Origin of the sequence: Bradyrhizobium roseum, assembly GCF_030413175.1 — a bacterium.
GTDB lineage: Bacteria > Pseudomonadota > Alphaproteobacteria > Rhizobiales > Xanthobacteraceae > Bradyrhizobium > Bradyrhizobium roseum.
Map to the genome: position 1 here is coordinate 34,559 of NZ_CP129212.1, position 23,851 is coordinate 58,409.

The following is a 23,851-nucleotide window of genomic DNA, read 5'->3' on the forward strand; positions in this document are numbered from 1 at the left end:
ACAGGTAGCGGTCACCCAAGGTAGAGCGATGGCGCGGCTGCTTCGCCATGGATGCAAACGCGGAAATAACGCGGCAACGCATTCAACCGGAACCAAAAAACCTTTACGCTGGGAGCATGCTCATTCTCGCCATCGATACCGCGCTCGATGCCTGCGCCGCGGCCGTGCTCGACACCAGCGCAGGCGGCGTCGTCGCCCACGAATCTCAGGCGATGAAGCGCGGTCATGCCGAGGCCCTGATGCCGCTGATCGCGCGCGTCATGAAGGCGTCCGGCATTGCGTTTGCCGCGCTCGACCGTATCGCCGCGACCACCGGTCCCGGCAGCTTTACCGGATTGCGCGTCGGCCTTTCCGCCGCGCGCGGCATTGCGCTCGCCGCCGGCAAGCCGGTCGTCGGCGTGACGACACTGACGGCCTTTGCCGCGCCCATCGTCAGTGAAAGTGACGACCTGCACCCCGTGATCGCTGCGATCGATGCGCGGCATGATCATATCTACTTCCAGGCGGTCGGCGGCGACGGCAGTCCGCTGATCAAGCCGCAGGTCGCGCCGATCGCCGAAGCGCTCGGCGCGGCGCGTTTCGGCGCGCCCTATCTGGTCGGAAATGCGGCGCAGATTCTCGCCGAGCGCTGGCCGGCCGACGCCGCGCCGCCATTGCGGATCCACCAGCAACCCGCGCCCGATATCGCGTGGGTGGCGTGGCTGGGCGCCGCCATCGATCCCGAAAGCTCCCCGGCACGCCCCTATTATCTGCGCGCGCCCGACGCCAAGCCGCCGAAGGACCCGTTGTCCGGCGCTGCCGAGAAGCCGGAAGCGCAATGACCTGGCTCTCCGACTGGTGGCGCGGCGGCGCCGCCGTGATCGAGCCGGCAAGTCAGCGCGACGCGGCGCGGCTGGCGCAGCTGCATGGCGCATCGTTTCACCGCGGCTGGGGCGAAGGCGAATTCGAGGTAATGCTGACCGAGCGCAACACGCTCGTTCATCGCCTCCGGCAAGGACGCAGGATCATCGGCTTTGCGGTGTCGCGCATGGCCGCGGACGAGGCGGAATTGCTGTCGATCGCGATCGACGCCGGCCAACGCGGCCGCGGCCTGTCGCGCAACCTGCTGCTGACGCACCTCGGTCATCTCGCCGGCCGCGGCGTGCGCAAGATCTTCCTCGAAGTCGAAGAAAACAATCAGCCGGCGCGGCGCCTGTATGAATGGGCCGGATTTGAGGTAATCGGCCGTCGGGAGCGCTATTATCAGCAGCCGGGCGGCGAACAATTGAATGCGCTTCTGATGCGGCGTGACTTGTCGTAATATGCAGGCGGTGGCAAAAGACCCCCGATCGCGTCCGGAGGCCCCGAGATCATGCCCGCACTGAAATCCCCGTCTGCGCACGAGAACACCGGTATCGAGGCGCGCTGTGCCGCGACCGGCATGCGCATGACCGAGCAGCGCCGGGTGATCGCGCGCGTGCTGGCCGATTCGGTCGATCATCCCGATGTGGAGGAACTCTATCGTCGCTGCGTCGCGGTCGACGACAAGATCTCGATCTCGACGGTGTATCGCACCGTCAAACTGTTCGAGGACGCCGGGATCATCGAGCGCCACGATTTTCGCGAAGGCCGGGCGCGCTATGAGCAGATGCCCGACAGCCACCACGATCACCTGATCAACCTGCGCGACGGCAAGGTGATCGAGTTCACCTCGGAAGAGATCGAGAAGCTGCAGGCCGAAATCGCCCGCAAGCTCGGCTACAAACTGGTCGATCATCGGCTGGAATTGTATTGCGTCCCGCTCGACGAAGACAAAACCTAATTCTCGCGAATCATTCTTCGTGAATTTCGATCTCATCATCTTCGATTGCGACGGCGTGCTGGTCGACAGCGAGGTCATCTCCTGTCGCGCGCATGCCGATGTACTCAGCCGTCACGGCTATCCGATCACCTCCGAGCAGGTATTCAACCGTTTCCTCGGCCGCTCGACGAAGCAGGCGAACGCGGAAGTGGAGTCGGAGCTCGGGCGCGCGCTGCCCGACGATTTTCACGGGCAGTTGCAGGACGAGTTATTCCTCGCATTCGAAACGGATCTGGAAGCCGTTCCGCACATTCACGCGGCGCTCGACGACATCACGCAGGCGGTCTGCGTCGCATCAAGCGGATCGCATCAGCGCATGCGCGTGACGCTCGGACGGACCGGGCTCTACGATCGCCTTTCACCTCACATCTTCTCCGCCTCGCAGGTCGCCAACGGCAAGCCCGCGCCCGACCTGTTCCTGTTTGCCGCAGAACAAATGAACGTCGCGCCCGAGCGTTGCCTCGTGGTCGAGGATAGCATTCCCGGCATTGCCGGCGCCCGCGCCGCCGGGATGGCCGTGCTGGGGTTCTATGGCGCCAGCCATTGCCGCGAAGGATATGGCACGAAATTGCGGGATGCCGGCGCGACGATGATCTTCGACGATATGCGACAGCTTCCCGAGCTGATTGCGCGCGTCGGTGGAAATCCCGGCTAATTCGGCACCGTATGGCCGAGGTCTGCGGAATCGAACCGAATTGATCGGCTCAAGCGCTGGCTTTTTGGCTATTTAGGCTATATTTGAGCCTCAGCCGCCGCCAGGGCGCCATTCCACCAGCACTCAAGGTTCCATGAAGCCGCCGCGCAAGCTGCATATCAAGTCCTATGGCTGCCAGATGAACGTCTACGATGCCCAGCGCATGGCGGACACGCTGGCTGGCGAGGGCTATGTGGAGACTGCGAGCGCCGAGGAAGCCGATCTGGTGATCCTCAACACCTGCCACATCCGCGAGAAGGCGTCCGAAAAGGTCTACTCCGAGCTCGGCCGGCTGCGCGTCGCCAAGGACGAGGCGGCACGGAATGGGCGCGACATGCGGATCGCGGTGGCGGGCTGCGTCGCGCAGGCCGAGGGCGCCGAGATCATCCGCCGCGCGCCCACCGTCGATGTCGTGGTGGGACCGCAGAGCTATCATCATCTGCCGCAGCTATTGGCGCGTGCGAAGAGCGAAGGCCGCGCGCTGGAGACCGAATTCCCGGTCGAGGACAAGTTCGGCTTCCTCCCCGCCCCCCGACCGGATGCGATCCGCGCGCGCGGCATTTCGGCGTTCGTCACCGTTCAGGAAGGTTGCGACAAGTTCTGCACCTTCTGCGTGGTGCCCTATACGCGCGGCGCGGAGGTGTCGCGCCCGGTCGCGAAAATCGTCGATGACGTGAAGCGGCTGGCCGACAATGGCGTGCGCGAGATCACGCTGATCGGCCAGAACGTCAACGCCTATCACGGCGAGGGCCCGGACGGAAAAAACTGGCCGCTCGGCAGGCTGCTGCACCGGCTGGCCGACATCGACGGCATCGTGCGGCTGCGCTACTCCACCAGCCACCCCCGCGACGTCGATGATTCGCTGATCGCGGCGCATCGCGATCTCGCCGCGCTGATGCCGTTCGTGCATCTTCCGGTGCAGTCCGGCTCCGACCGGATTCTCGCGGCCATGAACCGCAAGCATACCGCCGATGATTACCGCAGGGTTATCGACCGTTTCCGCGACGTCCGCCAAGACATTGCTTTTTCATCGGATTTTATCGTCGGCTTCCCCGGCGAAACCGAGGGAGAATTCGCCGCGACCCTCGCGCTGGTCGCGCAAATCGGATACGCTGGCGCCTATTCGTTCAAGTACTCGCCGCGGCCGGGCACGCCGGCGGCGGACCTGCAGGAGACGGTGTCAGCGGCTGAAATGGACGAGCGATTGGTGCGGCTTCAGGAATTGATCGACAGCCAGCAATCGGCCTTCAACAGGGCGATGATTGGCAGCACCGTCGATGTGCTGTTCGAACGTGCTGCCCGCAATCCCGGCCAGATCGTCGGCCGCACCGCATATCTTCAGCCGGCGCACGTCTTTGCCTCGCCCGACATCATCGGACGGGTGCTGCCGGTGTCGATCGGCAGCCTGGAGCGCTACAGCCTGCTCGGCGAACTCGCCGGCGCGGACGCTACGCCGGCGCCGCCTTCATCCATGATGACGGGAGCCTGAACCCTTGCCAAAAAGTGCATCGGATTCGCCTTCACTCGCTCCCAGCCGCAAACTTGACCGCGACATGCAAATTCCGCCCGAGACCCAGGTCGTCATCGATTTCGACGACAACCGCGCCGCTTCCGCGCTGGTCGGCCCGTACGGTCAAAACCTGGCGCTGATCGAACGGCGACTCAATATCGTCGTCGATTCCCGCGGCAACCACATCACCATCGCCGGCTCGCGCGACGGCTGCGATGCCGCGCGGCGCGTGCTGGAGACGCTATATTCACAGGCGGTGCAGGGCCACGACCTTTCGCAAGGTGAAGTCGAGGGCGCAATCCGCGCCGTGCTGGCGCAGGGCTCGCTGTTCGAATTCGACGCCAAGACGGCAAAGTCCCAGTTCGAGACCATCAATTTGCGCAAGCGTCCGGTGCGCGCCCGCACGGCGGCGCAGGATTCCTACATCCGCGCGCTGAAACGCCATGAGCTGGTGTTTGGCGTCGGTCCCGCCGGCACCGGCAAGACATGGCTTGCCGTGGCGCATGCCGCGCAACTGTTCGAGCGCAAGGAAGTCGACCGCATCATCCTGTCGCGGCCGGCGGTCGAGGCTGGCGAACGGCTCGGCTTCCTGCCCGGCGATCTGCGCGAAAAGGTCGATCCTTATTTGAGGCCGATCTACGACGCGCTGTACGATCTGATGGATTCGCGGATCGTCGAGCGCGCGCTGCAGGCCGGCGAGATCGAGATCGCGCCGCTCGCCTTCATGCGCGGCCGTACGCTGACCAATGCCGCCATCATCCTGGATGAAGCGCAGAACACCACTTCAATGCAGATGAAGATGTTTTTGACCCGGCTCGGCGAGAACAGCCGCATGATCATCACCGGCGATCCGTCGCAGGTCGACCTGCCGAACGGCCAGGCCTCCGGGCTTGCCGAAGCCGTCAAGCTGCTCGACGGCGTCGAGGGCATCGCGCAGGTGAAATTTACCGCGGAAGACGTCATCCGCCATGAACTGGTGGCGCGGATCGTCGCCGCCTATGAGGGATTGCCGCAAAAACCGGCGACCAAGAAATCTTGACCCAGGAAACGTCGGTGCCGGACTTGCCGCGGGCGGCAGGCCCGGCCCGCAACCCGAACATGGCAATACAAGGCGCTGGAACGCTCGTGTCGTCCGTCCTTCCCCTCACCGAAGTCCTCGTCGTCGCCGATTGCTGGCAGAGCGAGCCCGAGGCCGAGGCCGTGATCCATCGCGCCATCCATGCGGCGGCCGAAATCGCTGACGCCGACGTCGGCGAGGCCGAACTCGCGGTCATGCTGACCGACGATGCCGGAATCCGCACGCTCAACAACAACTGGCGCGGCATCGACAAGCCGACCAACGTGCTGTCGTTCCCGGCGCTGCAGCCGACCGCGGGCGCACCCGCCGACGCGCCGCGCATGCTCGGCGATATCGCCATCGCCTACGAGACCACGCGCAAGGAGGCTGACGACGAGGAAAAGCCGTTCGATCATCACCTCAGCCATCTGGCGGTGCACGGGTTCCTGCATCTGATCGGGTACGATCACGAAAAGGACGACGACGCCGAAGCCATGGAGAATCTCGAACGGGAGATCCTCGCCCAGCTCGGCATTCCAGATCCGTATGCAGACCGGGAGCGGATGGACTGAAAATGCCGGACTCCGACCCTGTCCAGGATAATCCACGCGACACGCCCAACCTGCCGGCGGTGGTGAAAGAGGGCGAGGTGTTGCGCCCGGCCGCCGACAACTGGCTGCTGCGCGCGATCCGCACACTGTTCGGCTGGAAGGCAGGCTCGGTCCGCGCCGACCTTCAGGTCGTGCTCGATACCTCGACCCCCGATGACGTCGGCTTTTCCGCCATCGAGCGCACCATGCTGCGCAACATCCTCAGCCTCAACGAGCGGCGGATCGCCGACGTCATGGTGCATCGCGCCGACATCGTCGCGGTCAAGCAGGATATCCAGCTCGGCGAACTCATGGGCCTGTTCGAAAGCGCAGCGCATTCGCGGCTGGTGGTCTATGACGAGACGCTCGACGACCCCGTCGGCATCGTCCACATCCGCGACCTCCTGGCATTCATGACCGCGAAGGCGCGAGTCGGCGATACCGCCAAACCCAAGCGCAAAAAGCCGTTCCCGGCCGGACTCGACCTGCGTGCGGTCGATCTCGCCTTGCCGCTGACGGAAGCCAACATCATCCGCAAGCTGTTGTATGTGCCGCCATCGATGCGGGCGATCGACCTGCTGGCGCAGATGCAGGCCTCGCGCATCCATCTGGCGCTGGTGGTGGACGAATATGGCGGCACCGACGGGCTGGTGTCGATCGAGGACATCGTCGAGCAGATCGTCGGCGAGATCGACGACGAGCACGACAGCGACGAGCCGCCGGCCATTGTCCGCCAGGCGGACGGCTCCTTCTTCGCGGACGCCCGCGCCAGCCTCGAGGACGCCCGCACCGTCATCGGCGAGGAATTCGTCACCGGTGAAGCCGGCGAGGAGGTGGCCACCCTGGGCGGCTATCTGGTGGCGCAGGTCGGCCGGTTGCCGGTGCGCGGCGAGGTCATTGCGGGCCCGGGCAATTTCGAGATCGAGGTGCTCGACGCCGATCCGCGCCGCGTCAAGCGGCTGCGAATCGGAATCCGGAAGGAACGCCCGGCGGCACGTCCGCCGCGCGAGCGAACCCGCCGCGATTCGGCACAAGAGACAAATGTGCCGCCAACCAACGACAATACCCCGCCGGGTCCGACGTCGGGCGATGGAGCCGGCACGCCGTGATCTCATCCAGCAAACTACGCTTGGCCGGGCTTTCGATCATTCTGGCCTGGGGCTGGAAGCGTGCGGCCATCGCACTGGCCGCAGGCGCCCTTTCGGCGCTGGCGATGGCGCCGTTCAATGCCTGGCCGATATTGTTTGTGACGTTTCCGGTCACAGTCTGGTTGATCGACGGCGCCGCCGCCGGGAAATGGCGCGGCGTACCGGCGGCGGCGATGTCGGGCTTCTGGTTCGGGCTCGGCTATTTCGTGCCCGGGCTATACTGGACCGGCAACGCCTTCCTGGTCGATGCGCAGACGTTTGCCTGGCTGATGCCGTTCGCGGTGCTCGGCCTGCCGACCTACCTTGCCCTGTTCCCGGCGCTCGGCTTCGCCCTGGCGCGCCTGATCTGGACGCGGGATGCGTCGCGGGTGCTGGCGCTGGCGGTCGCGCTCACCGCCAGCGAATGGCTGCGCGGCCATGTGCTGACAGGATTCCCTTGGAACGCCTTCGGCTACGCGCTGTCGGAACCGCTGGTGCTGGCGCAGACCGCCTCCCTGATCGGGCTCTGGGGCATGACCTTGCTCAGCATCGCGATCTTCGCGAGTCCGGCCGTGCTGATCGACGGGTCTTCGCGCGGCCGGAAGCCCTGGATCGCGCCCGTGATGGCGCTCACACTGCTGGTCGCGATGGGCATTTATGGGGCCGTGCGGCTGTCGCTGCAGCCCACCGTGCTGACCGGCGTCAAGCTGCGTATCATGCAGCCGAACCTTCAACAGGACGTCAAATTCAACTACGCCGCCAAGGCGGAGGTGATGCAGAAATATCTGGCGCTTTCGGACCGCGCCTCGGGACCGCAATCCACCGGCGTGCGCGATACGCAGATCCTGATCTGGCCGGAATCCGCATTCCCGTTCTTTCTGACCCGCGAAGCCGACGCGATGGCGCAGATCGCCGAGCTGTTGCCCAAGGGCACGGTGCTGATGACCGGCTCGGTGCGCGCCCCGGACGGCCCGCCCGGCGCCCGCGTCAGTCGCGCCTTCAATTCGATATATCTGATCGACCATGACGGCGGCGTGCTGTCGGTCTACGACAAGCTGCACCTGGTGCCGTTCGGCGAATATCTGCCGTTCCAGGCGTGGATGGAAAAGCTCGGATTCGTGCAGCTGACCAGGGTACATGGCGGCTTCATTCCCGGAACGCGGCGCCGCGCCATGGAAGTCCCGCAGGCGCCCCCCGCGCTGCCCCTGATCTGCTATGAGGCGATTTTTCCCGGCGATATCGCGGCCTCCGGCGAGCGCCCGGGCTGGATCATCAACCTGACCAATGACGGCTGGTTTGGAAATTCGACGGGTCCCTACCAGCATCTGCAACAGGCGCGGCTGCGTGCCATCGAAGAAGGCCTGCCGATGGTCCGCGCCGCCAACACCGGCATCTCGGCGGTCATCGATCCCTCCGGGCGGATCGTCGCACGCCTCGGACTTGGTATTGAAGGCGTACTGGATTCCGCTTTGCCCAGCCCCCTGCCGCCGACCCTTTATGCTCGACTTAGAGATATTCCAGTTGTCATCCTCGTGGCCGCTGCGCTTTTGTTCATCTTCAGACGCCGCTTGATGAAGCGCGCTGCCTGAGATTTGCACATCACGACAGACACGGTCCGTCAAAAAACGCACCATGGGTAGTTCCACCAGTTGACAGACAGCTCGCGATTCGCTTTCTGCGGTTGCAACCAAAAACAAACAACCAGTTAGTTGTTTGCGCAGAATGTCTGTAAATCCGTTCGGCCTGCCGATCGGGTTTGCGGTACCGGCGCCTGAGGTTCTTCGATGCCTCATTCCCGGCGCGCAACCAGGAGCGATGCAGATGTCTACCAAAGCGCCCAATCCGGTTGACAAATATGTCGGCAGCCGCGTCCGGATGCGCCGTATCATGCTGGGAATGAGCCAAGAAAAACTTGGCGAAGCGCTCGGCCTCACATTCCAGCAGGTTCAGAAATACGAAAAAGGCACCAATCGGGTCGGCGCCAGCCGCCTTCAGCAAATTTCAGAAATATTGCAGGTCCCGGTGTCGTTCCTGTTCGATGGCGGCCCGAGCGGCGCGGTGAACGGCAGCGCCTTTGCCGAAGGCGCCTCGCCGGCATATGTGTCCGATTTCCTCGCCACATCGGAAGGTCTTGCGCTGACGCGCGCGTTCACGCGCATCCCCGATTCCAAGATGCGGCGCTCGATCGTCGAACTGGTCGAGCAGATCGCCGCGCGTGACGGTCCGGACCAGCGCTGATTCTCCAAACTCGGCTTGAGAATTTCGTATACTGGAATATGCCATCATGCCCGGTGCGAAATTGCGCATCGGGACTTGAAGCCGTATCAGATACGACATGACGACAACCAATCCTTTTGATGACCGAACGATCCTCGAGGGCATCCGCCGCTGGGTCGAGATCGAGACCCCGACCGACGTCCCCGCGCAGGTCAACGCGCTCGCCGACCTCGTCGCCGAGGGTTATCTTGGCCTGCCTGCGACCGTCGAGCGGATCGCCGGGCATTCCGGCTGCGGCGATCATCTGGTGGCGCGCTCGGCATGGGGACAGGACGCGCCGGGAATTCTGGTACTGAGCCATCTCGATACGGTGCACCCTCTTGGGTTCATCGAGCGCCTGCCGTTTCGGATCGACGGCGACAGCGTGTTCGGCCCCGGCATCTACGACATGAAGGGCGGCGCCTATCTCGCCTATCATGCGTTCCGGCAGGTTTGCACCGATGCCGCATCGCCGCCGCTCGGTATCACCCAGCTCTATGTCTCGGACGAGGAGATCGGCAGCCCGACCTCGCGGGCGCTGATTGAGAGCGAGGGACGGAAGGCGAAATATGTGTTGGTCACCGAGCCGGCGCGCGACGGCGGCAAGATCGTAACCGGGCGCAAGGGCGTCGGCCGCTTCGAGGTGTTCATCAAGGGCGTGCCCTCGCATGCCGGCACCCGGCCCGAGGACGGCCGCAGCGCCATCCACGAACTCGGCAACGTCATCCAGACGCTGGCTGCGATGAACGATTCGTCGCGCGGCATCAGCGTCAATGTCGGCGTGATCAGAGGCGGCACGCGGCCGAACGTGATTGCCGAAGAGGCCTATGCGGAGGTCGATCTACGCGTGCCGACAATGTCGGACTCCGAAGAGCTCACGGCAAAAATCCTCGGTCTCAAATCGCGCACCGAGGGCGTCACCGTCAAGGTGGTCGGCGAGCTGAACCGGCCGCCCTATGAAAAGAGCAACGCCGGCGCCGCGCTCTACGAGCATGCCAGGACGATCGCGGCCGAAATCGGCTTCGATCTGGTCGATACCTCGACCGGCGGCGGCTCCGACGGCAATTTCACCGCGCCGCATACCGCCACGCTGGACGGGCTCGGCGTCGATGGTCAGGGCGCGCATACCCATTACGAGCAGATGTACATCTCCTCGATCGAGCCGCGGGCGCGGCTGTTGTACCGGCTGTACCAGACGCTGCGATGATGATGGCCCCCAGCGATGCCGGCGACCGCGACGCGCCGCCGGATGACGGCGCGTCGGCGCATGCGCGCGGCTCGTTCTTCGGTCGCCGCAAGGGCCACAAGCTCCGCATCCATCAGGCCGATCTGATCGACAATCTGCTGCCGCATCTGGCGCTCGACATTGCAACGCCTGCGCCGGAGCGGCTGGCCGAGCTGTTCGATGGCGACATCGCCGATGTCAGGCTCGAAATCGGCTTCGGCGGCGGCGAGCATCTGATCGCGGAGGCACAGGCCTTTCCCGACACCGGGTTCATCGGCTGCGAGCCCTATGTCAACGGCATGGCGAAAATCCTGACCCAGATCGAGGCCAACAATATCGGCAACATCCGGCTCTATGCCGGCGATGCCGCGGAATTGCTGGCCTGGGCGCCGGCGCGATCGCTTTCGCGGATCGACCTGATCCATCCCGATCCCTGGCCGAAGCGGCGGCACTGGAAGCGGCGCTTCGTGCAGGACGCAACGATTGCCGCGATGGCGCGGATTCTCAAGGACGGCGGCGAATTTCGCTTCGTCAGCGACATCGACGATTACTGCGCCTGGACACTGGCGCATCTGATGCGCAGTCCCGACTTCGCCTGGACCGCGGAGCGCGCCGTCGACTGGCACCAGCCATGGGCCGGCTACACCATGACGCGCTACGGCAGGAAGGCCGAACGCGAGGGGCGGGCGGCAGCATATTTGCGGTTTCGGCGGGTGGGGTAACTCTCTCCGTCGTCATTCCGGGGCGTGCGCAGCACCCGGAATCCATCGTGCCGCACCACAAGCCGATAGTTGGATTCCGGGTTCGCCGCTTCGCGTCGCCCCGGAATGACGAGAAAGAGAGAGAGAGATCAACGCTCCGCCATCCGCGCTTTGCGTACATCCGTCGCTTCCCACACCATCCGTTTACCGCGTTCGCGGCCGAGCAGTTCAATCGGATCGTGGTTGTCGATGTGGCCGAATTGTCCCTTGTAGACGCTATAGCCGCACAGCTCCTGCAGCCGCCGCGGAAAACGCTTTGCGGTTTCCTGCGGAATGCCGAGCTGCAAATTCTCCTGTTGCCGCATCCAGCCCCAGCAATAGGCGCAGGAAAACGCGAAACGCCGCTCATCGGAATGGTTGGCGCCGCCGCCATGCCATAGCGCGCTGTCGAACAGCATCACGCTCCCGGCCTTCATCGTCGCGGTGACCGCGTCGTAGTCGCGGCCATATTCCGGCGAGGAATCAAATTTGTGGCTGCCCGGTATGATCCGCGTCGCGCCATTGTCCGCGCGAAAGTCCGACAGCGCCCAGATCGCGTTGAGCGTGATCGGAATGTGCGGACGCGGCAGCGGAATCAGCTGCGTGTCCTCGTGGATCGGCTGCGCCTCCTGCCCCGGTCCCAGCACCAGCGAGCAGAACGACGACAGCAGGCATTCCCTGTCCAGCACCCGCTCCACCACCGGCAGCACATTCTCGTGCAGCGGCACTTCCCAGAACAGATCGTCATAGGTGAGCAGGTTGTTGATGCGAACGGTCTTGAAGCCTTCGAACGAGGTCTTGGCCGGACCGAGCCGATGCTCGCACTCGACGCGCTGCAGTGCTGCGATCAGACCTTCGACCAGGCGAGAGTCCGCCGCGCCTTCGATCACGACATATCCGTCGTCGCGGATCCTGTCGGCATGGGCCTGAACTTCCGATTCCGTCAGCATGGCGTGCTCCCCAGTATGACGCTGTATCGCGTCTTGGTCGGGAGGATAGCCCGCGGGTCCGCTGTTGGGGAAGCGCTTTGGAGAAGTTACCGCGTCTTCCAGAACGCGACGACGCGCTGGGCGGTAGCGGGCATCAGGCGCGCAAAATTCACCCGCGCGGTTTCGATGTCGGCGGGGGATGCCGACCGGTTCGGGCCTGCTCGAAGCAGGATCAGCGCGCGCACGGTCGCCCATTCGGCATCGATGGCTTTCCCGGCGATCAGGAGCGGATCGTCGCGGTCACCGCTGATCAGACGGTCGAGGGTTTCGATCTTGACACCGGTCATTGCCGACAATGCGGCGACCGCCTCCTCATATTTGAAAGCGCGCGCGAAATTGAGCAAGGCGCCTTCACCGAGCATGCCTTCGCGATGAAGCTTCATCACGGTGCGCTGCGCCGGCAGGAAGTCGCGCCGTTCCTCGCGTTCCGACGCGCCGTTCATGACGGCCATCACCTGCTTGATGGCGGCCTGCCGTTCGGGCTTGACGACCGTGACCAGGCGGCGGCGGACGATGTCGATGGAGCCGGAGAGCAGGTCCTTCAAATGCGCAGGCGACAGGTCGTCGCGCTGGCCGAGCCGGATCGTCAGAACGCCATCCTGGCTGGCGCGCTCGACCAGTGTCGAGTAGCCGGTCTCCGAAAAGGCTGCGCCGGCGTTGCCGGCAGCGCGCCGGACGACGGCGCGGTCGCCGCGGGCGATCATGACGTCGGTGAGATCGGTCGAAAGCGTGGGCCGTTCCGCCATTGCCAGCAGATGATCCTGGCCCTTCATCGACGCGATCTCGAGCAGCATCTTTTCGTCGATGACCGGGGATTGTCGCAGCAGCGGGCCCGCGATGGCAATTTCATCGTCATGGGCAAGCTGGCCGATCAGGCCGCGCGGCGCATTTGAAAGCGACGACAGCCGCTCGGCCAGTTCGGCGCGCTCGGCGATCTCGGCATGCGGCACAAGACTGGTCAGGACGCCGTCGAACAGATCGACATGATCGGGGCGGAAGCTCGCCGCCCCCTGCAAAAAAAGCTGGCTGACGCGGCGCGCGGCATCGGCCCGGCGCTTCGGGTCGCCGCGGCTGACAATGTCGTCGAGTTCCGGAATCAACGATGGTGAAACGATCATAAACCCATCCAAACCGGGGAGTTTGCCGGCTTTCGGGAAATCTAGGCAGCCTTGATGAATGAAGGGTTAGATTGTCTCCGTAGTCGCAGGCTTGGCAAAATCAGACTTAACGGGGCCCTCGGGCCTTGTCGAATTGCGCAAAAACCGCTATATCCGCGCCAACTTATGGTTCTCATACGATCGCGTATTGAGAGTGGGCCCCCCGGGACCCGCTCTTTTTTATTACCTGAACGCGCCCGGCCCAGAAGGGCATGCAAAGGCGCGGTTCGGGGAACCGGCCGGACCGCCGGTTAAGGCCCGGCCTAAACCCATGCAAGTAAGACGCTTTTGACCCTGGACATGACCGATCCGATCGCTGGTTCCGTGGATGCCGACCTCTTGGCCGAGCCCCGTCTCGTCGTCGAGCCGGGTGCGGCCGCGCGGGTCTCGGCGGTCGCCGGACCCGTGCTGCAGGGAATGGGCTACCGGCTGGTCCGGATCAAGATTTCCGGCGAAGCCGGCTGCACCGTGCAAATCATGGCCGAACGGCCCGACGGGTCGATGCAGATCGAGGATTGCGAGGCGATCTCGCGGGCGCTGTCGCCGGTTCTCGATGTCGCCGATCCGATCGACCGCGCCTACCGGCTCGAAATATCCTCGCCGGGCATCGACCGCCCGCTGGTGCGCCGCTCCGATTTCGAGCGCTTCGCCGGCCATCTGGTAAAGGTCGAAATGGCGGTCGCCCATCAGGGCCGCAAGCGTTTCCGGGGGCACCTGGCCGGCGTCGAAGGCGACGCCGTGCGGCTACATCGGGATGACATACGCGCAGGCGAAGATGTCGACGTGCTGCTGGTGATGGAAGACATCGCCGATGCACGGCTGGTTTTGACGGACGAATTGATTGCGGAATCGATGCGGCGCGGCAAGCAGGCCGAGCGCGAATTGAAGCAAAATCTCGGATTGGCGTCCCCCCCTCCGCCGCATGCCAAGAAGAGCGATCCGGCCAGGAGCAACAAACCGAAGCCGAAGCCCGGCAAGATGCCCGAGCCCAAAAAGCCGGAGCCGACCAATACGAAGAAACACCGCCTCGCCGCAGAAAGACTGCGCAGGGGCGACCTCGATCCTACTGAAGGAGACTAGGCCATGGCCGTCAGCGCCAACAAACTCGAACTGCTGCAGATCGCAGACGCGGTTGCCCGCGAAAAGTCGATCGACCGCGGCATCGTGATCGCCGCGATGGAAGACGCCATCGCGAAAGCGGCCCGCGCCCGTTACGGCAGCGAGACCGACGTTCACGCCGAGATCGACGCCAAGAAGGGCGAGCTGCGGCTGTCGCGCCACATGCTGGTGGTCGAGCAGGTGGAAAACTCTTCGAACCAGATTTCGCTGGCCGACGCGCAGCGCGCCAACCCGGGCGCCCAGGTCGGCGACACCATCGCCGATACCCTGCCGCCGCTGGAATATGGCCGCATCGCCGCCCAATCCGCCAAGCAGGTGATCGTGCAGAAGGTGCGCGAGGCCGAGCGCGACCGGCAGTACCAGGAATTCAAGGACCGCATCGGCGATATCGTCAACGGCGTCGTCAAGCGCGTCGAATATGGCAGCGTGATCGTCGATCTCGGCCGCGGTGAGGCCATCATCCGCCGCGACGAAATGCTGCCGCGCGAGGTGTTCCGCAACGGCGACCGCGTCCGCGCCTACATCTTCGACGTCCGCCGCGAAACCCGCGGCCCGCAGATCTTCCTGTCCCGCACCCATCCGCAATTCATGGCAAAACTGTTCGCGCAGGAAGTACCTGAAATCTATGACGGAATCGTCGAAATCAAGGCGGTGGCCCGCGATCCCGGCTCGCGCGCGAAAATCGGCGTGATTTCGCGGGATTCCTCGGTCGATCCGGTCGGCGCCTGCGTCGGCATGCGCGGCTCGCGCGTGCAGGCCGTGGTGAACGAACTGCAGGGCGAGAAGATCGACATCATTCCGTGGTCGCCCGATATCGCGACCTTCGTGGTCAACGCGCTGGCGCCGGCCGAAGTCGCCAAGGTCGTGATCGACGAGGACCGCGAGCGCATCGAGGTCGTGGTGCCCGACACCAACAACCAGCTCTCGCTGGCGATCGGCCGCCGCGGCCAGAACGTCCGCCTCGCCTCGCAGCTGACCGGCTGGGACATCGACATCCTGACCGAACAGGAAGAATCCGAGCGCCGCCAAGCCGATTTCGAGAACTCGACCCGCGTCTTCATGGAAGCGCTGAACGTCGACGAAGTCGTCGGGCAGTTGCTGGCCTCGGAAGGCTTTACCTCGGTCGAGGAGCTGGCACTGGTCGACGCCAAGGAACTGGCCGGGATCGAGGGGTTTGACGAGGAGACCGCCAACGAGCTGCAGAGCCGGGCGAAAGAATATCTGGAACAGCTCGAGACCGAGCTGGAAAACAAGCGCAAGGAACTCGGTGTGGATGATGCTTTGAAGACGGTGCCGGGCGTGACCTCGAAGATGCTGGTCAAGTTCGGCGAGAACGACATCAAGTCCGTCGAGGACCTGGCGGGCTGTGCGACCGACGATCTGGTCGGCTGGACCGAGCGCAAGGAAGGCGGCGAGCCGACCAAATTTCCTGGCATCCTCGATGCCAACGAGATCTCGCGCGACGATGCGGAACGCATGATCATGCAGGCCCGCGTCATTGCCGGCTGGATCACCGAGGAAGACCTCGCCAAGCAGACGGCGGCGGCCGAAGCCGCCGAAGACCAGACGGCGTAGTGCGGGTGTTCCGCAGTACCGAAAAGCCTTTCTGCGCGCAGACCGTGCGCAGATGAACGGAGCTACACAACAGGCATGCTCGCTTTGGCTGACCCCGATCTTGACCATGGGCCGCGGACCGACAGGTCCGCGACCATGCGGATGTGCGCGGTCAGCCGCGAGGTGCGCCCGATCGACGAACTGATCCGGTTCGTGGTCGCCCCGTCGGGCGACGTCATCCCCGATTTGAAGCGCAAACTGCCCGGCCGCGGCCTGTGGGTCGAGGCTTCGCGCCGGACCGTTGCAGAAGCGGTGCGCCGTAACCAATTTAGCAGGGGGTTCAAGCGCAACGTCCGCGCCGCTGCGACCCTCCCCGCCGACACCGAGGCCTTGCTGGAACGAAGCTGCACCGAGGCATTGGCCATGGCGGCCAAGGCCGGCCAGGTCGTTTCAGGCTTTGCCAAGGTCGAGGGCCTGCTCGACCAGGGCAGGGCCGGAGCTCTGATTCACGCTTCCGACGGCGCGGCCGACGGAATCCGCAAATTGGACGCTATCGCCGGGCAAAGGACCGGAAATGTCGGTGAATCGCGCGGTTTGCCGATTGTCACGGCTTTAACCTCGGCACAATTGGATTTGGCACTGGGCCGGTCAAATGTGATACATGCTGCCCTGCTTGCGGGCCCGGCGAGCAAAACGTTCCTGTCGCGCTGCCATATCCTGGTTCGATACCGGATGGACGACGACGACAAGACCGGGGATGGCGGCCAGAAATTCTGACGGACGACGATTGGTTCCGAAGCTTTGCTTCAGTGCAAGAACTGCTTCAATGAATGTGCGAACGCGCACGATGTAACGAGATTAGGACTGCTGAATGGTTGATACCAAATCGCCTGGCGACAAGACTCTGAGTGTTCCGACCAAGACCTTGACGCTGAAGCCGCGGGTCGAGACGGGCACCGTGCGCCAGAGCTTCAGCCACGGCCGGACCAAGCAGGTCGTGGTCGAGAAACGCGGCAAGCGCCGCGTCGGCGGCGACGCGCCCGGCGAAACGCAAGCGCCCGAGCCGGTCGCCGCCAAGCCGGCGCCGGTCGCAAAGGCTCCCCTCTCTCGCCCGGCATCGCCGGCCGCGTCACGCGGCGGCTCGGGCGTGGTGTTGCGCACGCTGACGGAAGACGAGCGCTCCGCGCGCGCCAGCGCGCTGGCCGACGCCAAGGTGCGTGAAGTCGAGGAACGGCGGCTGGCCGAGGAAGAAGCCAAGCGCCGCGCCAGCCGCGAAGGCATCGAACAGGCCGAACGCGAGGCCGCCGAAGCCCGCCGCAAGGCCGAGGAAGAACGGCACCGGGTCGAAGAGGAAGCCAAGCGCAAGGCCGAGGTCGAGGCCAAGAAGCGGTTTGGCGAGACGGAGGCCAAACCCGCCGCGACGACGGCAACGGCGACGCCCGCTGCGACGCGGCCCGCAGCGGCCCGCCCGGCGACCGGAGCCCGTACCGCCGTCGTTCCGCCTGCGCGCGCCCCCGGCGTTGCCGCCGACGCTTCCGATGAGGACGAAGGTCCGCGCCAGATTCGCCGCGGCCCCGGCGGCGCCATGCGCCCCGTCACGCCCCCCAAGACCACGCACAAGCCGGCTCCGGCGAAGGAACGCGGCCGCCTGACGCTGGTCACCGCGCTCAATGCCGACGACGTGCGCGAGCGTTCGATCGCCTCGTTCCGCCGCCGCACCCAGCGCCTGAAGGGCCACGCCGCGAACGAGCCGAAGGAGAAGCTGATCCGCGAGGTGACGATCCCGGAAGCGATCACGATCCAGGAACTCGCCAACCGCATGTCGGAACGCGCGGTCGATGTCATCCGCATGCTGATGAAGCAGGGCGCGATGCACAAGATCACCGACGTGATCGACGCCGACACCGCGCAGCTGATCGCCGAAGAGTTGGGCCACTCCGTCAAGCGCGTCGCCGCGTCCGACGTCGAAGAAGGCCTGTTCGACGTCGTCGACGATTCCAGCGATACCGAGCCGCGTTCGCCCGTGGTGACCGTGATGGGTCACGTCGACCACGGCAAGACCTCGCTGCTCGACGCGCTTCGCCACGCCAACGTGGTGTCCGGCGAAGCCGGCGGCATCACCCAGCATATCGGCGCCTATCAGGTAACCTCGCCCGAAAGCGGCAAGAAGATCACCTTCATCGATACGCCCGGCCACGCCGCGTTCACCGCGATGCGCGCCCGCGGCGCCAAGGTCACCGATATCGTGATCCTGGTGGTGGCGGCCGATGACGGCGTCATGCCGCAGACGATCGAGGCGATCAACCACGCCAAGGCGGCGAAGGTGCCGATGATCGTGGCGATCAACAAGATCGACAAGCCCGACGCCAAGCCGGAGCGCGTGCGCACCGAGCTGCTGCAGCACGAGGTCCAGGTCGAATCGTTCGGCGGCGAAGTCGTCGACGTCGAGGTCTCCGCCAAGAACAAGACCAATCTCGACAAGCTCTTGGAGATGATCGCGCTGCAGGCCGAACTGCTCGACCTCAAGACCAATTCGGAACGCCCGGCAGAAGGCACCGTGATCGAAGCCAAGCTCGATCGCGGCCGCGGTCCGGTCGCCACCGTGCTGGTGCAGCGGGGCACGCTCAAGGTCGGCGACATCATCGTGGCCGGCGCCGAAATGGGCCGCGTCCGCGCGCTGATTTCGGACCAGGGCGAGAACCTCGACGAGGCCGGTCCCTCGGTGCCGGTCGAAGTGCTCGGCTTCAACGGCCCGCCGGAAGCCGGCGATCGCCTTGCCGTGGTCGAGAACGAAGCCCGCGCCCGCCAGGTCACGAGCTACCGCGCCCACCAGAAGCGCGAGAACGCCGCCGCCTCGATCTCCGGCATGCGCGGCTCGCTCGAGCAGATGATGTCGCAACTCAAGACCGCGGGCCGCAAGGAATTCCCGCTGATCGTGAAGGCCGACGTGCAGGGCTCGCTCGAAGCGATTCTGGGATCGCTGGAGAAGCTCGGCACCGACGAAGTCGCAGCCCGCATCCTGCATGCGGGTGTCGGTGGCATCTCGGAATCCGACGTGACGCTGGCGGAAGGCTTCAATGCGGCAATCATCGGCTTCTCGGTGCGCGCCAACAAGGAAGCCGCCGCCGCCGCCAAGCGCAACGGCATCGAGATCCGCTACTACAACATCATCTACGATCTCGTCGACGACATCAAAAAGGCGATGTCCGGCCTGCTCGCGCCGACGCTGCGCGAAACCATGCTGGGCAATGCGCAGATCCTGGAAGTGTTCAACATCTCCAAGGTCGGCAAGGTCGCCGGCTGCCGCGTCACGGACGGCACCGTCGAACGCGGCGCCAATGTGCGCCTGATCCGCGACAACGTCGTGGTGCACGAAGGCAAGCTCTCAACGCTGAAGCGCTTCAAGGACGAAGTGAAGGAAGTGCAGTCCGGCCAGGAATGCGGCATGGCGTTCGAGAACTACGGCGACATGCGCCCCGGCGACGTCATCGAGTGTTATCGCGTGGAGACCATCCAGCGCAGCCTGTAAGTCGGAACCTTACGGCTTCGTCAGGAGGATATTGAAGCAGTTCGACGTCATGCTCGGAGTTAGCCGGGCATCCGCGTCTTGAGAATTCAGCAGCAAGTAGGGCGTTGATGGCCGGCATGAAGCCGGCCATCACGGCTTATTTCCGAAGGACCACAATGCCTCGCCATCATACCAAGGGTTCCGCCCCCGGCGGATCGCAACGGCAATTGCGCGTCGGCGAGACCGTGCGCCATGCCGTCGCCGATATTCTGTCGCAGGGTAACGTGCACGACCCCGACCTCGAGGGCCACATCATCACCGTTCCCGAGGTGAGGATGTCGCCTGACCTGAAGCTTGCGACGATTTACGTGATGCCGCTCGGCGGCCGCGATACCGATGTCGTGCTCGCGGCGCTCGCGCGCAACAAGAAATTTCTGCGCGGCGAGATCGCTCACCGCGTTAACCTGAAATTTGCTCCTGACCTTCGCTTTCGCATCGACGAACGATTCGATGAGGCGGAACGGATCGAGAAATTACTGAGAACACCTGCGGTGCAAAAAGACCTCGCACCCGATTCGGACGACAAGTGATGATCACGCCCACCGCCAACAGCGGAATTGCGCCGCAAGCGGCCGATTCGCACGACGCCGAAAAAAATATTTTTTCAGGTGAATCGCGTAACGAGGATCAACGCCGCGCGGACGACAGCAGTCGCCGCGGCAACAACGATCCACGCCACACCAAGCAGCCGCGCCAGAACAACCAGCCACGGCGCGACAAGCGCGACGTCCACGGCTGGGTCGTCCTCGACAAACCAATCGGCATGACCTCGACGCATGCAGTGGCCGTGCTCAAGCGCCTGTTCCAGGCCAAGCGCGCCGGCCATGCCGGCACGCTCGATCCGCTGGCGTCCGGCGGCCTGCCGATCGCGCTCGGCGAGGCCACCAAGACCGTCCCCTTCGTGATGGACGGCCGCAAGCGCTACCGCTTCACGGTCGCCTGGGGCGAAGAGCGCGACACCGACGATACCGAGGGCCGGGTAACCCAAACGAGCGAGCTCAGACCCACGGCCGACGCAGTCCGGGCGCTGCTGCCGCGCTTCACCGGCGTGATCGAGCAGATCCCGCCGCAATATTCCGCGATCAAGGTCCAGGGCGAGCGCGCCTATGATCTGGCGCGGGACGGCGAAACCGTCGAATTGAAGCCCCGCCCGGTCGAGATCCACGAATTAACCCTGGTGGAACATGGCGATAACGGTCAGTCCGTATTCGAGGCCGAGTGTGGCAAGGGGACCTATGTCCGGGCCTTGGCCCGCGATATCGGCCGGATTCTGGGCTGTTTCGGCCATATCTGCGCGCTGCGGCGGACCTTGGTCGGCCCGTTCCGCGAGGCGGACATGATTCCGCTGGAACAGTTGGAGGCTTTATGCAATAGAGCCGCGTCGGGCGAGGGAAGCCTCGCCGACGCGCTTTTGCCCGTTGAGACCGCGCTGGACGACATCCCGGCACTGGCCGTCACACGGGCTGATGCGGCAAGGCTCCATCGGGGTCAGGCCGTTTTGTTGCGCGGACGGGATGCGCCCAATAGTAGCGGCACAGTCTATGTCACGGTGGCAGGCCGGCTTCTGGCCCTCGCCGAAATTGGCAATGGCGAACTCATCCCCAAGCGCGTTTTCAACCTGACCGGGCTGACTGCCAGCTCCGGTCGCAACAATGATGAGAGAGTTTGACGATGTCGATTACCGCCGAACGCAAAGCGGAAGTCATCAAGACGAATGCCAACAAGGCCGGCGACACCGGCTCGCCCGAGGTTCAGGTTGCAATCCTGTCGGAACGCATCACCAATCTCACGGGCCACTTCAAGACCCACGTGAAGGACCATCATTCGCGCCGCGGCCTCCTGAAGCTCGTGCAGACCCGCCGCTCCCTCCTCGACTACATCAAGAGGAAGGACGAGGCGCGGTACAAGGCGTTGCTCGAAAAGCATAACATTCGTCGTTGATTTGAGAGAGTACGCGCGCTGTTTGCGCGCGTTTTCGCATGATCTTCCGAACAAGCGGACTCCGGATTTTCGGAGACGATCATGCGCAAGGGCATCGTCCGACAAGGATCGTGCCCGACAACGTCCAGCAGCAATCCGGCCGCTGGACAGGGCAAGGTGCCCGTGACTGCCGAGAGGATGGACGCCATCCGAAAGATGAAGACCATGGCAGGATCGCCGGACGCTGATCTCGCAGAAGCGATCAGCGTCCCGCAATCTTGGCATGGTCTTTGTGTTTTGGGGCCCCGCTCTCTCGTGAACCATGAAAGAGACCACTATGTTCAATAAGCATTCCGTCGAGATCGACTGGGGTGGACGTCCCCTCAAGCTGGAAACCGGCAAGATCGCCCGTCAGGCCGACGGCGCCGTGCTCGCCACCTATGGCGAGACCATCGTGCTCGCCACCGTCGTCGCCGCCAAGTCCCCGCGCGAAGGCGTCGATTTCCTGCCGCTGACCGTCGACTATCAGGAAAAGACCTATGCTGCGGGCCGCATCCCCGGCGGCTATTTCAAGCGCGAAGGTCGCCCGACCGAAAAGGAGACGCTGGTCTCCCGCCTGATCGACCGTCCGATCCGCCCGCTGTTCGTGGACGGCTGGCGCAACGAAACCCAGGTCATCGTCACCGTGCTGTCGCATGACATGGAGAACGATCCCGACATCGTGGCGCTGGTCGCCGCCTCCGCCGCGCTGACGATATCAGGCGCCCCCTTCAAGGGCCCGATCGGCGCCGCCCGCGTCGGCTTCAGCAACGACGAATACATCCTCAATCCGACGCTCGACGAAATGCTCGAGACCCAGCTCGACCTGGTCGTCGCCGGCACCGCCGACGCCGTCCTGATGGTGGAATCGGAAGCCAAGGAACTCAACGAAGACATCATGCTCGGCGCCGTGATGTTCGGCCATCGCCACTTCCAGCCGGTGATCAAGGCGATCATCGAACTGGCCGAGAAGGCCGCCAAGGAGCCGCGCGACGTCAAGGTCATCGACGAAAGCGCGCTGGAAAAGGAAATGCTCGGCATGATCGAGCAGGACCTGCGCGCCGCCTACGCCATTCCGGTCAAGCAGGATCGCTACGCCGCGGTCGGCAAGGCCAAGGAAAAAGTGATGGCGCACTACTTCCCGGAAGGGCAGGAGCCGAAATACGACAAGCTGCGCGTCGCCGCCGTGTTCAAGGAACTCGAATCCAAGATCGTTCGCTGGAACATTCTCGACACCGGCAAGCGCATCGACGGCCGCGACGCCAAAACGGTGCGCAACATCATCGCCGAAGTCGGCGTGTTGCCGCGCGCGCACGGTTCGGCGCTGTTCACCCGCGGCGAGACCCAGGCGATGGTCGTGACCACGCTCGGCACCGGCGAGGACGAGCAGTACATCGACGCGCTGTCGGGAACGTACAAAGAGACGTTCCTGCTGCACTACAACTTCCCTCCCTACTCGGTCGGTGAAACCGGACGCCTCGGCGGCACCAAGCGCCGCGAGATCGGCCACGGCAAGCTGGCCTGGCGCGCGATCCACCCGGTCCTGCCGCCGCACCACGAATTCCCCTACACGGTGCGCGTCGTCTCAGAGATCACCGAATCCAACGGCTCGTCGTCGATGGCGTCGGTGTGCGGCGCCTCGCTGGCGCTGATGGATGCGGGCGTTCCGTTGAAGCGGCCGACCGCGGGCATCGCGATGGGCCTGATCCTGGAAGGCTCGCGCTTTGCGGTGCTGTCCGACATTCTCGGCGACGAGGATCATCTCGGCGACATGGACTTCAAGGTGGCGGGCACCGAAGCCGGCATCACCTCGCTGCAGATGGACATCAAGATCGAGGGCATCACCGAGGAGATCATGAAGGTCGCCCTCGGCCAGGCCAAGGACGGGCGTATCCACATCCTCGGCGAAATGTCGAAGGCATTGACCAATGCCCGCGCCGAGCTCGGCGAATACGCGCCGCGCATCGAGACCTTCAAGATCGCCACCGACAAGATCCGTGAAGTGATCGGCACCGGCGGCAAGGTGATCCGCGAGATCGTCGAGAAGACCGGCGCCAAGGTCAACATCGAGGACGACGGCACCGTGAAGGTCGCCTCCAACGACGGCGAGGCCATGAAGGCCGCGATCAAGTGGATCAAGTCGATCGCCTCCGATCCGGAGATCGGCCAGATCTACGAGGGCACCGTGGTCAAGGTGATGGAGTTCGGCGCCTTCGTGAACTTCTTCGGCGCCAAGGATGGTCTCGTCCACATCAGCCAGCTCGCGTCGGCGCGCGTGCAGAAGACCTCCGACGTCGTCAAGGAAGGCGACAAGGTCAAGGTCAAGCTGCTCGGCTTCGATGACCGCGGCAAGACCCGGCTGTCGATGAAAGTGGTCGATCAGGAGACCGGCGAAGACCTCGAGGCCAAGCAGAAGGCGGAAGCGCCGCAGCGCGAAGCCGCCGGCGAGTAAGACATCGCAAAAAT

General features: G+C 64.4%; 22 protein-coding genes. 20 read left to right on the forward strand and 2 right to left on the reverse strand.

All coding sequences use genetic code 11. The features are described 5' to 3' along the window. The first annotated feature begins 116 nt into the window (after positions 1-116). The 12 genes from tsaB (at position 117) to trmB (ending at position 11,021) form a co-directional block, all read left to right on the forward strand. Positions 117-821, forward strand: a complete 705-nt coding sequence (gene tsaB, locus QUH67_RS00155; protein ID WP_300944647.1) for a tRNA (adenosine(37)-N6)-threonylcarbamoyltransferase complex dimerization subunit type 1 TsaB — start codon at positions 117-119, stop codon at positions 819-821. Beyond that, positions 818-1,300: a ribosomal protein S18-alanine N-acetyltransferase gene (gene rimI / locus QUH67_RS00160; RefSeq protein WP_300944648.1), complete on the forward strand. Its 483-nt coding sequence runs from the start codon at positions 818-820 to the stop codon at positions 1,298-1,300. The genes tsaB and rimI overlap by 4 nt, the downstream gene beginning before the upstream one ends. 51 nt (positions 1,301-1,351) lie before the next feature. Further along, entirely contained in the window at positions 1,352-1,801 is a 450-nt protein-coding gene (locus QUH67_RS00165) for a Fur family transcriptional regulator (protein ID WP_300944649.1), read from the forward strand. 19 nt (positions 1,802-1,820) lie between these two features. Then, entirely contained in the window at positions 1,821-2,495 is a 675-nt protein-coding gene (locus tag QUH67_RS00170; protein ID WP_300944650.1) for an HAD family hydrolase, read from the forward strand. A gap of 133 nt (positions 2,496-2,628) precedes the next feature. Beyond that, positions 2,629-4,023 carry a tRNA (N6-isopentenyl adenosine(37)-C2)-methylthiotransferase MiaB gene (miaB, locus tag QUH67_RS00175; protein ID WP_300944651.1) on the forward strand — a complete coding sequence of 465 codons (1,395 nt, stop codon included), beginning with the start codon at positions 2,629-2,631 and terminating at the stop codon, positions 4,021-4,023. A 4-nt stretch (positions 4,024-4,027) separates the two neighbouring features. Continuing rightward, complete coding sequence (locus QUH67_RS00180) at positions 4,028-5,083, forward strand: PhoH family protein (RefSeq protein ID WP_300944652.1); 1,056 nt, start codon at positions 4,028-4,030, stop codon at positions 5,081-5,083. Positions 5,084-5,169: 86 nt separating this feature from the next. Further along, positions 5,170-5,673, forward strand: coding sequence for an rRNA maturation RNase YbeY (ybeY, locus tag QUH67_RS00185; RefSeq protein WP_407080387.1), 504 nt, complete (start codon positions 5,170-5,172; stop codon positions 5,671-5,673). Between the two features lie 2 nt (positions 5,674-5,675). Then, the gene (locus tag QUH67_RS00190) at positions 5,676-6,800 is read left to right on the forward strand and encodes a hemolysin family protein (protein WP_300944653.1); all 1,125 of its coding nucleotides are present in this window, start codon (positions 5,676-5,678) and stop codon (positions 6,798-6,800) included. Next, a complete protein-coding gene (lnt, locus tag QUH67_RS00195; protein ID WP_300944654.1) occupies positions 6,797-8,407 on the forward strand; it encodes an apolipoprotein N-acyltransferase in 1,611 nt (536 codons plus the stop codon). Before QUH67_RS00190 ends, lnt begins: the two co-directional genes overlap by 4 nt. 232 nt (positions 8,408-8,639) lie before the next feature. Further along, complete coding sequence (locus tag QUH67_RS00200; protein ID WP_300944655.1) at positions 8,640-9,056, forward strand: helix-turn-helix domain-containing protein; 417 nt, start codon at positions 8,640-8,642, stop codon at positions 9,054-9,056. Between the two features lie 97 nt (positions 9,057-9,153). Then, positions 9,154-10,281, forward strand: a complete 1,128-nt coding sequence (locus tag QUH67_RS00205; RefSeq protein ID WP_300944656.1) for a M20 family metallopeptidase — start codon at positions 9,154-9,156, stop codon at positions 10,279-10,281. A 2-nt stretch (positions 10,282-10,283) separates the two neighbouring features. Then, complete coding sequence (trmB, locus tag QUH67_RS00210; RefSeq protein WP_407080501.1) at positions 10,284-11,021, forward strand: tRNA (guanosine(46)-N7)-methyltransferase TrmB; 738 nt, start codon at positions 10,284-10,286, stop codon at positions 11,019-11,021. A gap of 128 nt (positions 11,022-11,149) precedes the next feature. On the opposite strand, the gene QUH67_RS00215 is transcribed toward trmB, so the two are convergent. Then, complete coding sequence (locus QUH67_RS00215; RefSeq protein ID WP_300944658.1) at positions 11,150-11,989, reverse strand: phytanoyl-CoA dioxygenase family protein; 840 nt, start codon at positions 11,987-11,989, stop codon at positions 11,150-11,152. Positions 11,990-12,075: 86 nt separating this feature from the next. Then, positions 12,076-13,146, reverse strand: a complete 1,071-nt coding sequence (locus QUH67_RS00220) for a DUF2336 domain-containing protein (protein ID WP_300944659.1) — start codon at positions 13,144-13,146, stop codon at positions 12,076-12,078. A gap of 339 nt (positions 13,147-13,485) precedes the next feature. Between QUH67_RS00220 and rimP the strand changes: the two genes are divergently transcribed. From rimP to pnp, 8 genes are all read left to right on the forward strand, one after another. Continuing rightward, positions 13,486-14,265, forward strand: a complete 780-nt coding sequence (gene rimP / locus QUH67_RS00225; protein ID WP_300944660.1) for a ribosome maturation factor RimP — start codon at positions 13,486-13,488, stop codon at positions 14,263-14,265. A gap of 3 nt (positions 14,266-14,268) precedes the next feature. Further along, entirely contained in the window at positions 14,269-15,879 is a 1,611-nt protein-coding gene (gene nusA, locus QUH67_RS00230) for a transcription termination factor NusA (RefSeq protein WP_300944661.1), read from the forward strand. Positions 15,880-15,954: 75 nt separating this feature from the next. Next, complete coding sequence (locus tag QUH67_RS00235) at positions 15,955-16,635, forward strand: RNA-binding protein (protein ID WP_300944662.1); 681 nt, start codon at positions 15,955-15,957, stop codon at positions 16,633-16,635. Positions 16,636-16,729: 94 nt separating this feature from the next. Further along, positions 16,730-19,387: a translation initiation factor IF-2 gene (gene infB / locus QUH67_RS00240; RefSeq protein WP_300944663.1), complete on the forward strand. Its 2,658-nt coding sequence runs from the start codon at positions 16,730-16,732 to the stop codon at positions 19,385-19,387. Positions 19,388-19,542: 155 nt separating this feature from the next. After that, on the forward strand, positions 19,543-19,956 hold the full coding sequence (gene rbfA, locus QUH67_RS00245) for a 30S ribosome-binding factor RbfA (RefSeq protein WP_300948290.1): 414 nt from the start codon (positions 19,543-19,545) through the stop codon (positions 19,954-19,956). Next, positions 19,956-21,095, forward strand: a complete 1,140-nt coding sequence (truB, locus tag QUH67_RS00250; RefSeq protein ID WP_300944664.1) for a tRNA pseudouridine(55) synthase TruB — start codon at positions 19,956-19,958, stop codon at positions 21,093-21,095. Before rbfA ends, truB begins: the two co-directional genes overlap by 1 nt. A 2-nt stretch (positions 21,096-21,097) precedes the next feature. Then, positions 21,098-21,367: a 30S ribosomal protein S15 gene (gene rpsO / locus QUH67_RS00255; protein WP_300944665.1), complete on the forward strand. Its 270-nt coding sequence runs from the start codon at positions 21,098-21,100 to the stop codon at positions 21,365-21,367. A 316-nt stretch (positions 21,368-21,683) separates the two neighbouring features. Beyond that, complete coding sequence (gene pnp, locus QUH67_RS00260; RefSeq protein WP_300944666.1) at positions 21,684-23,837, forward strand: polyribonucleotide nucleotidyltransferase; 2,154 nt, start codon at positions 21,684-21,686, stop codon at positions 23,835-23,837. Positions 23,838-23,851 lie beyond the last annotated feature (14 nt).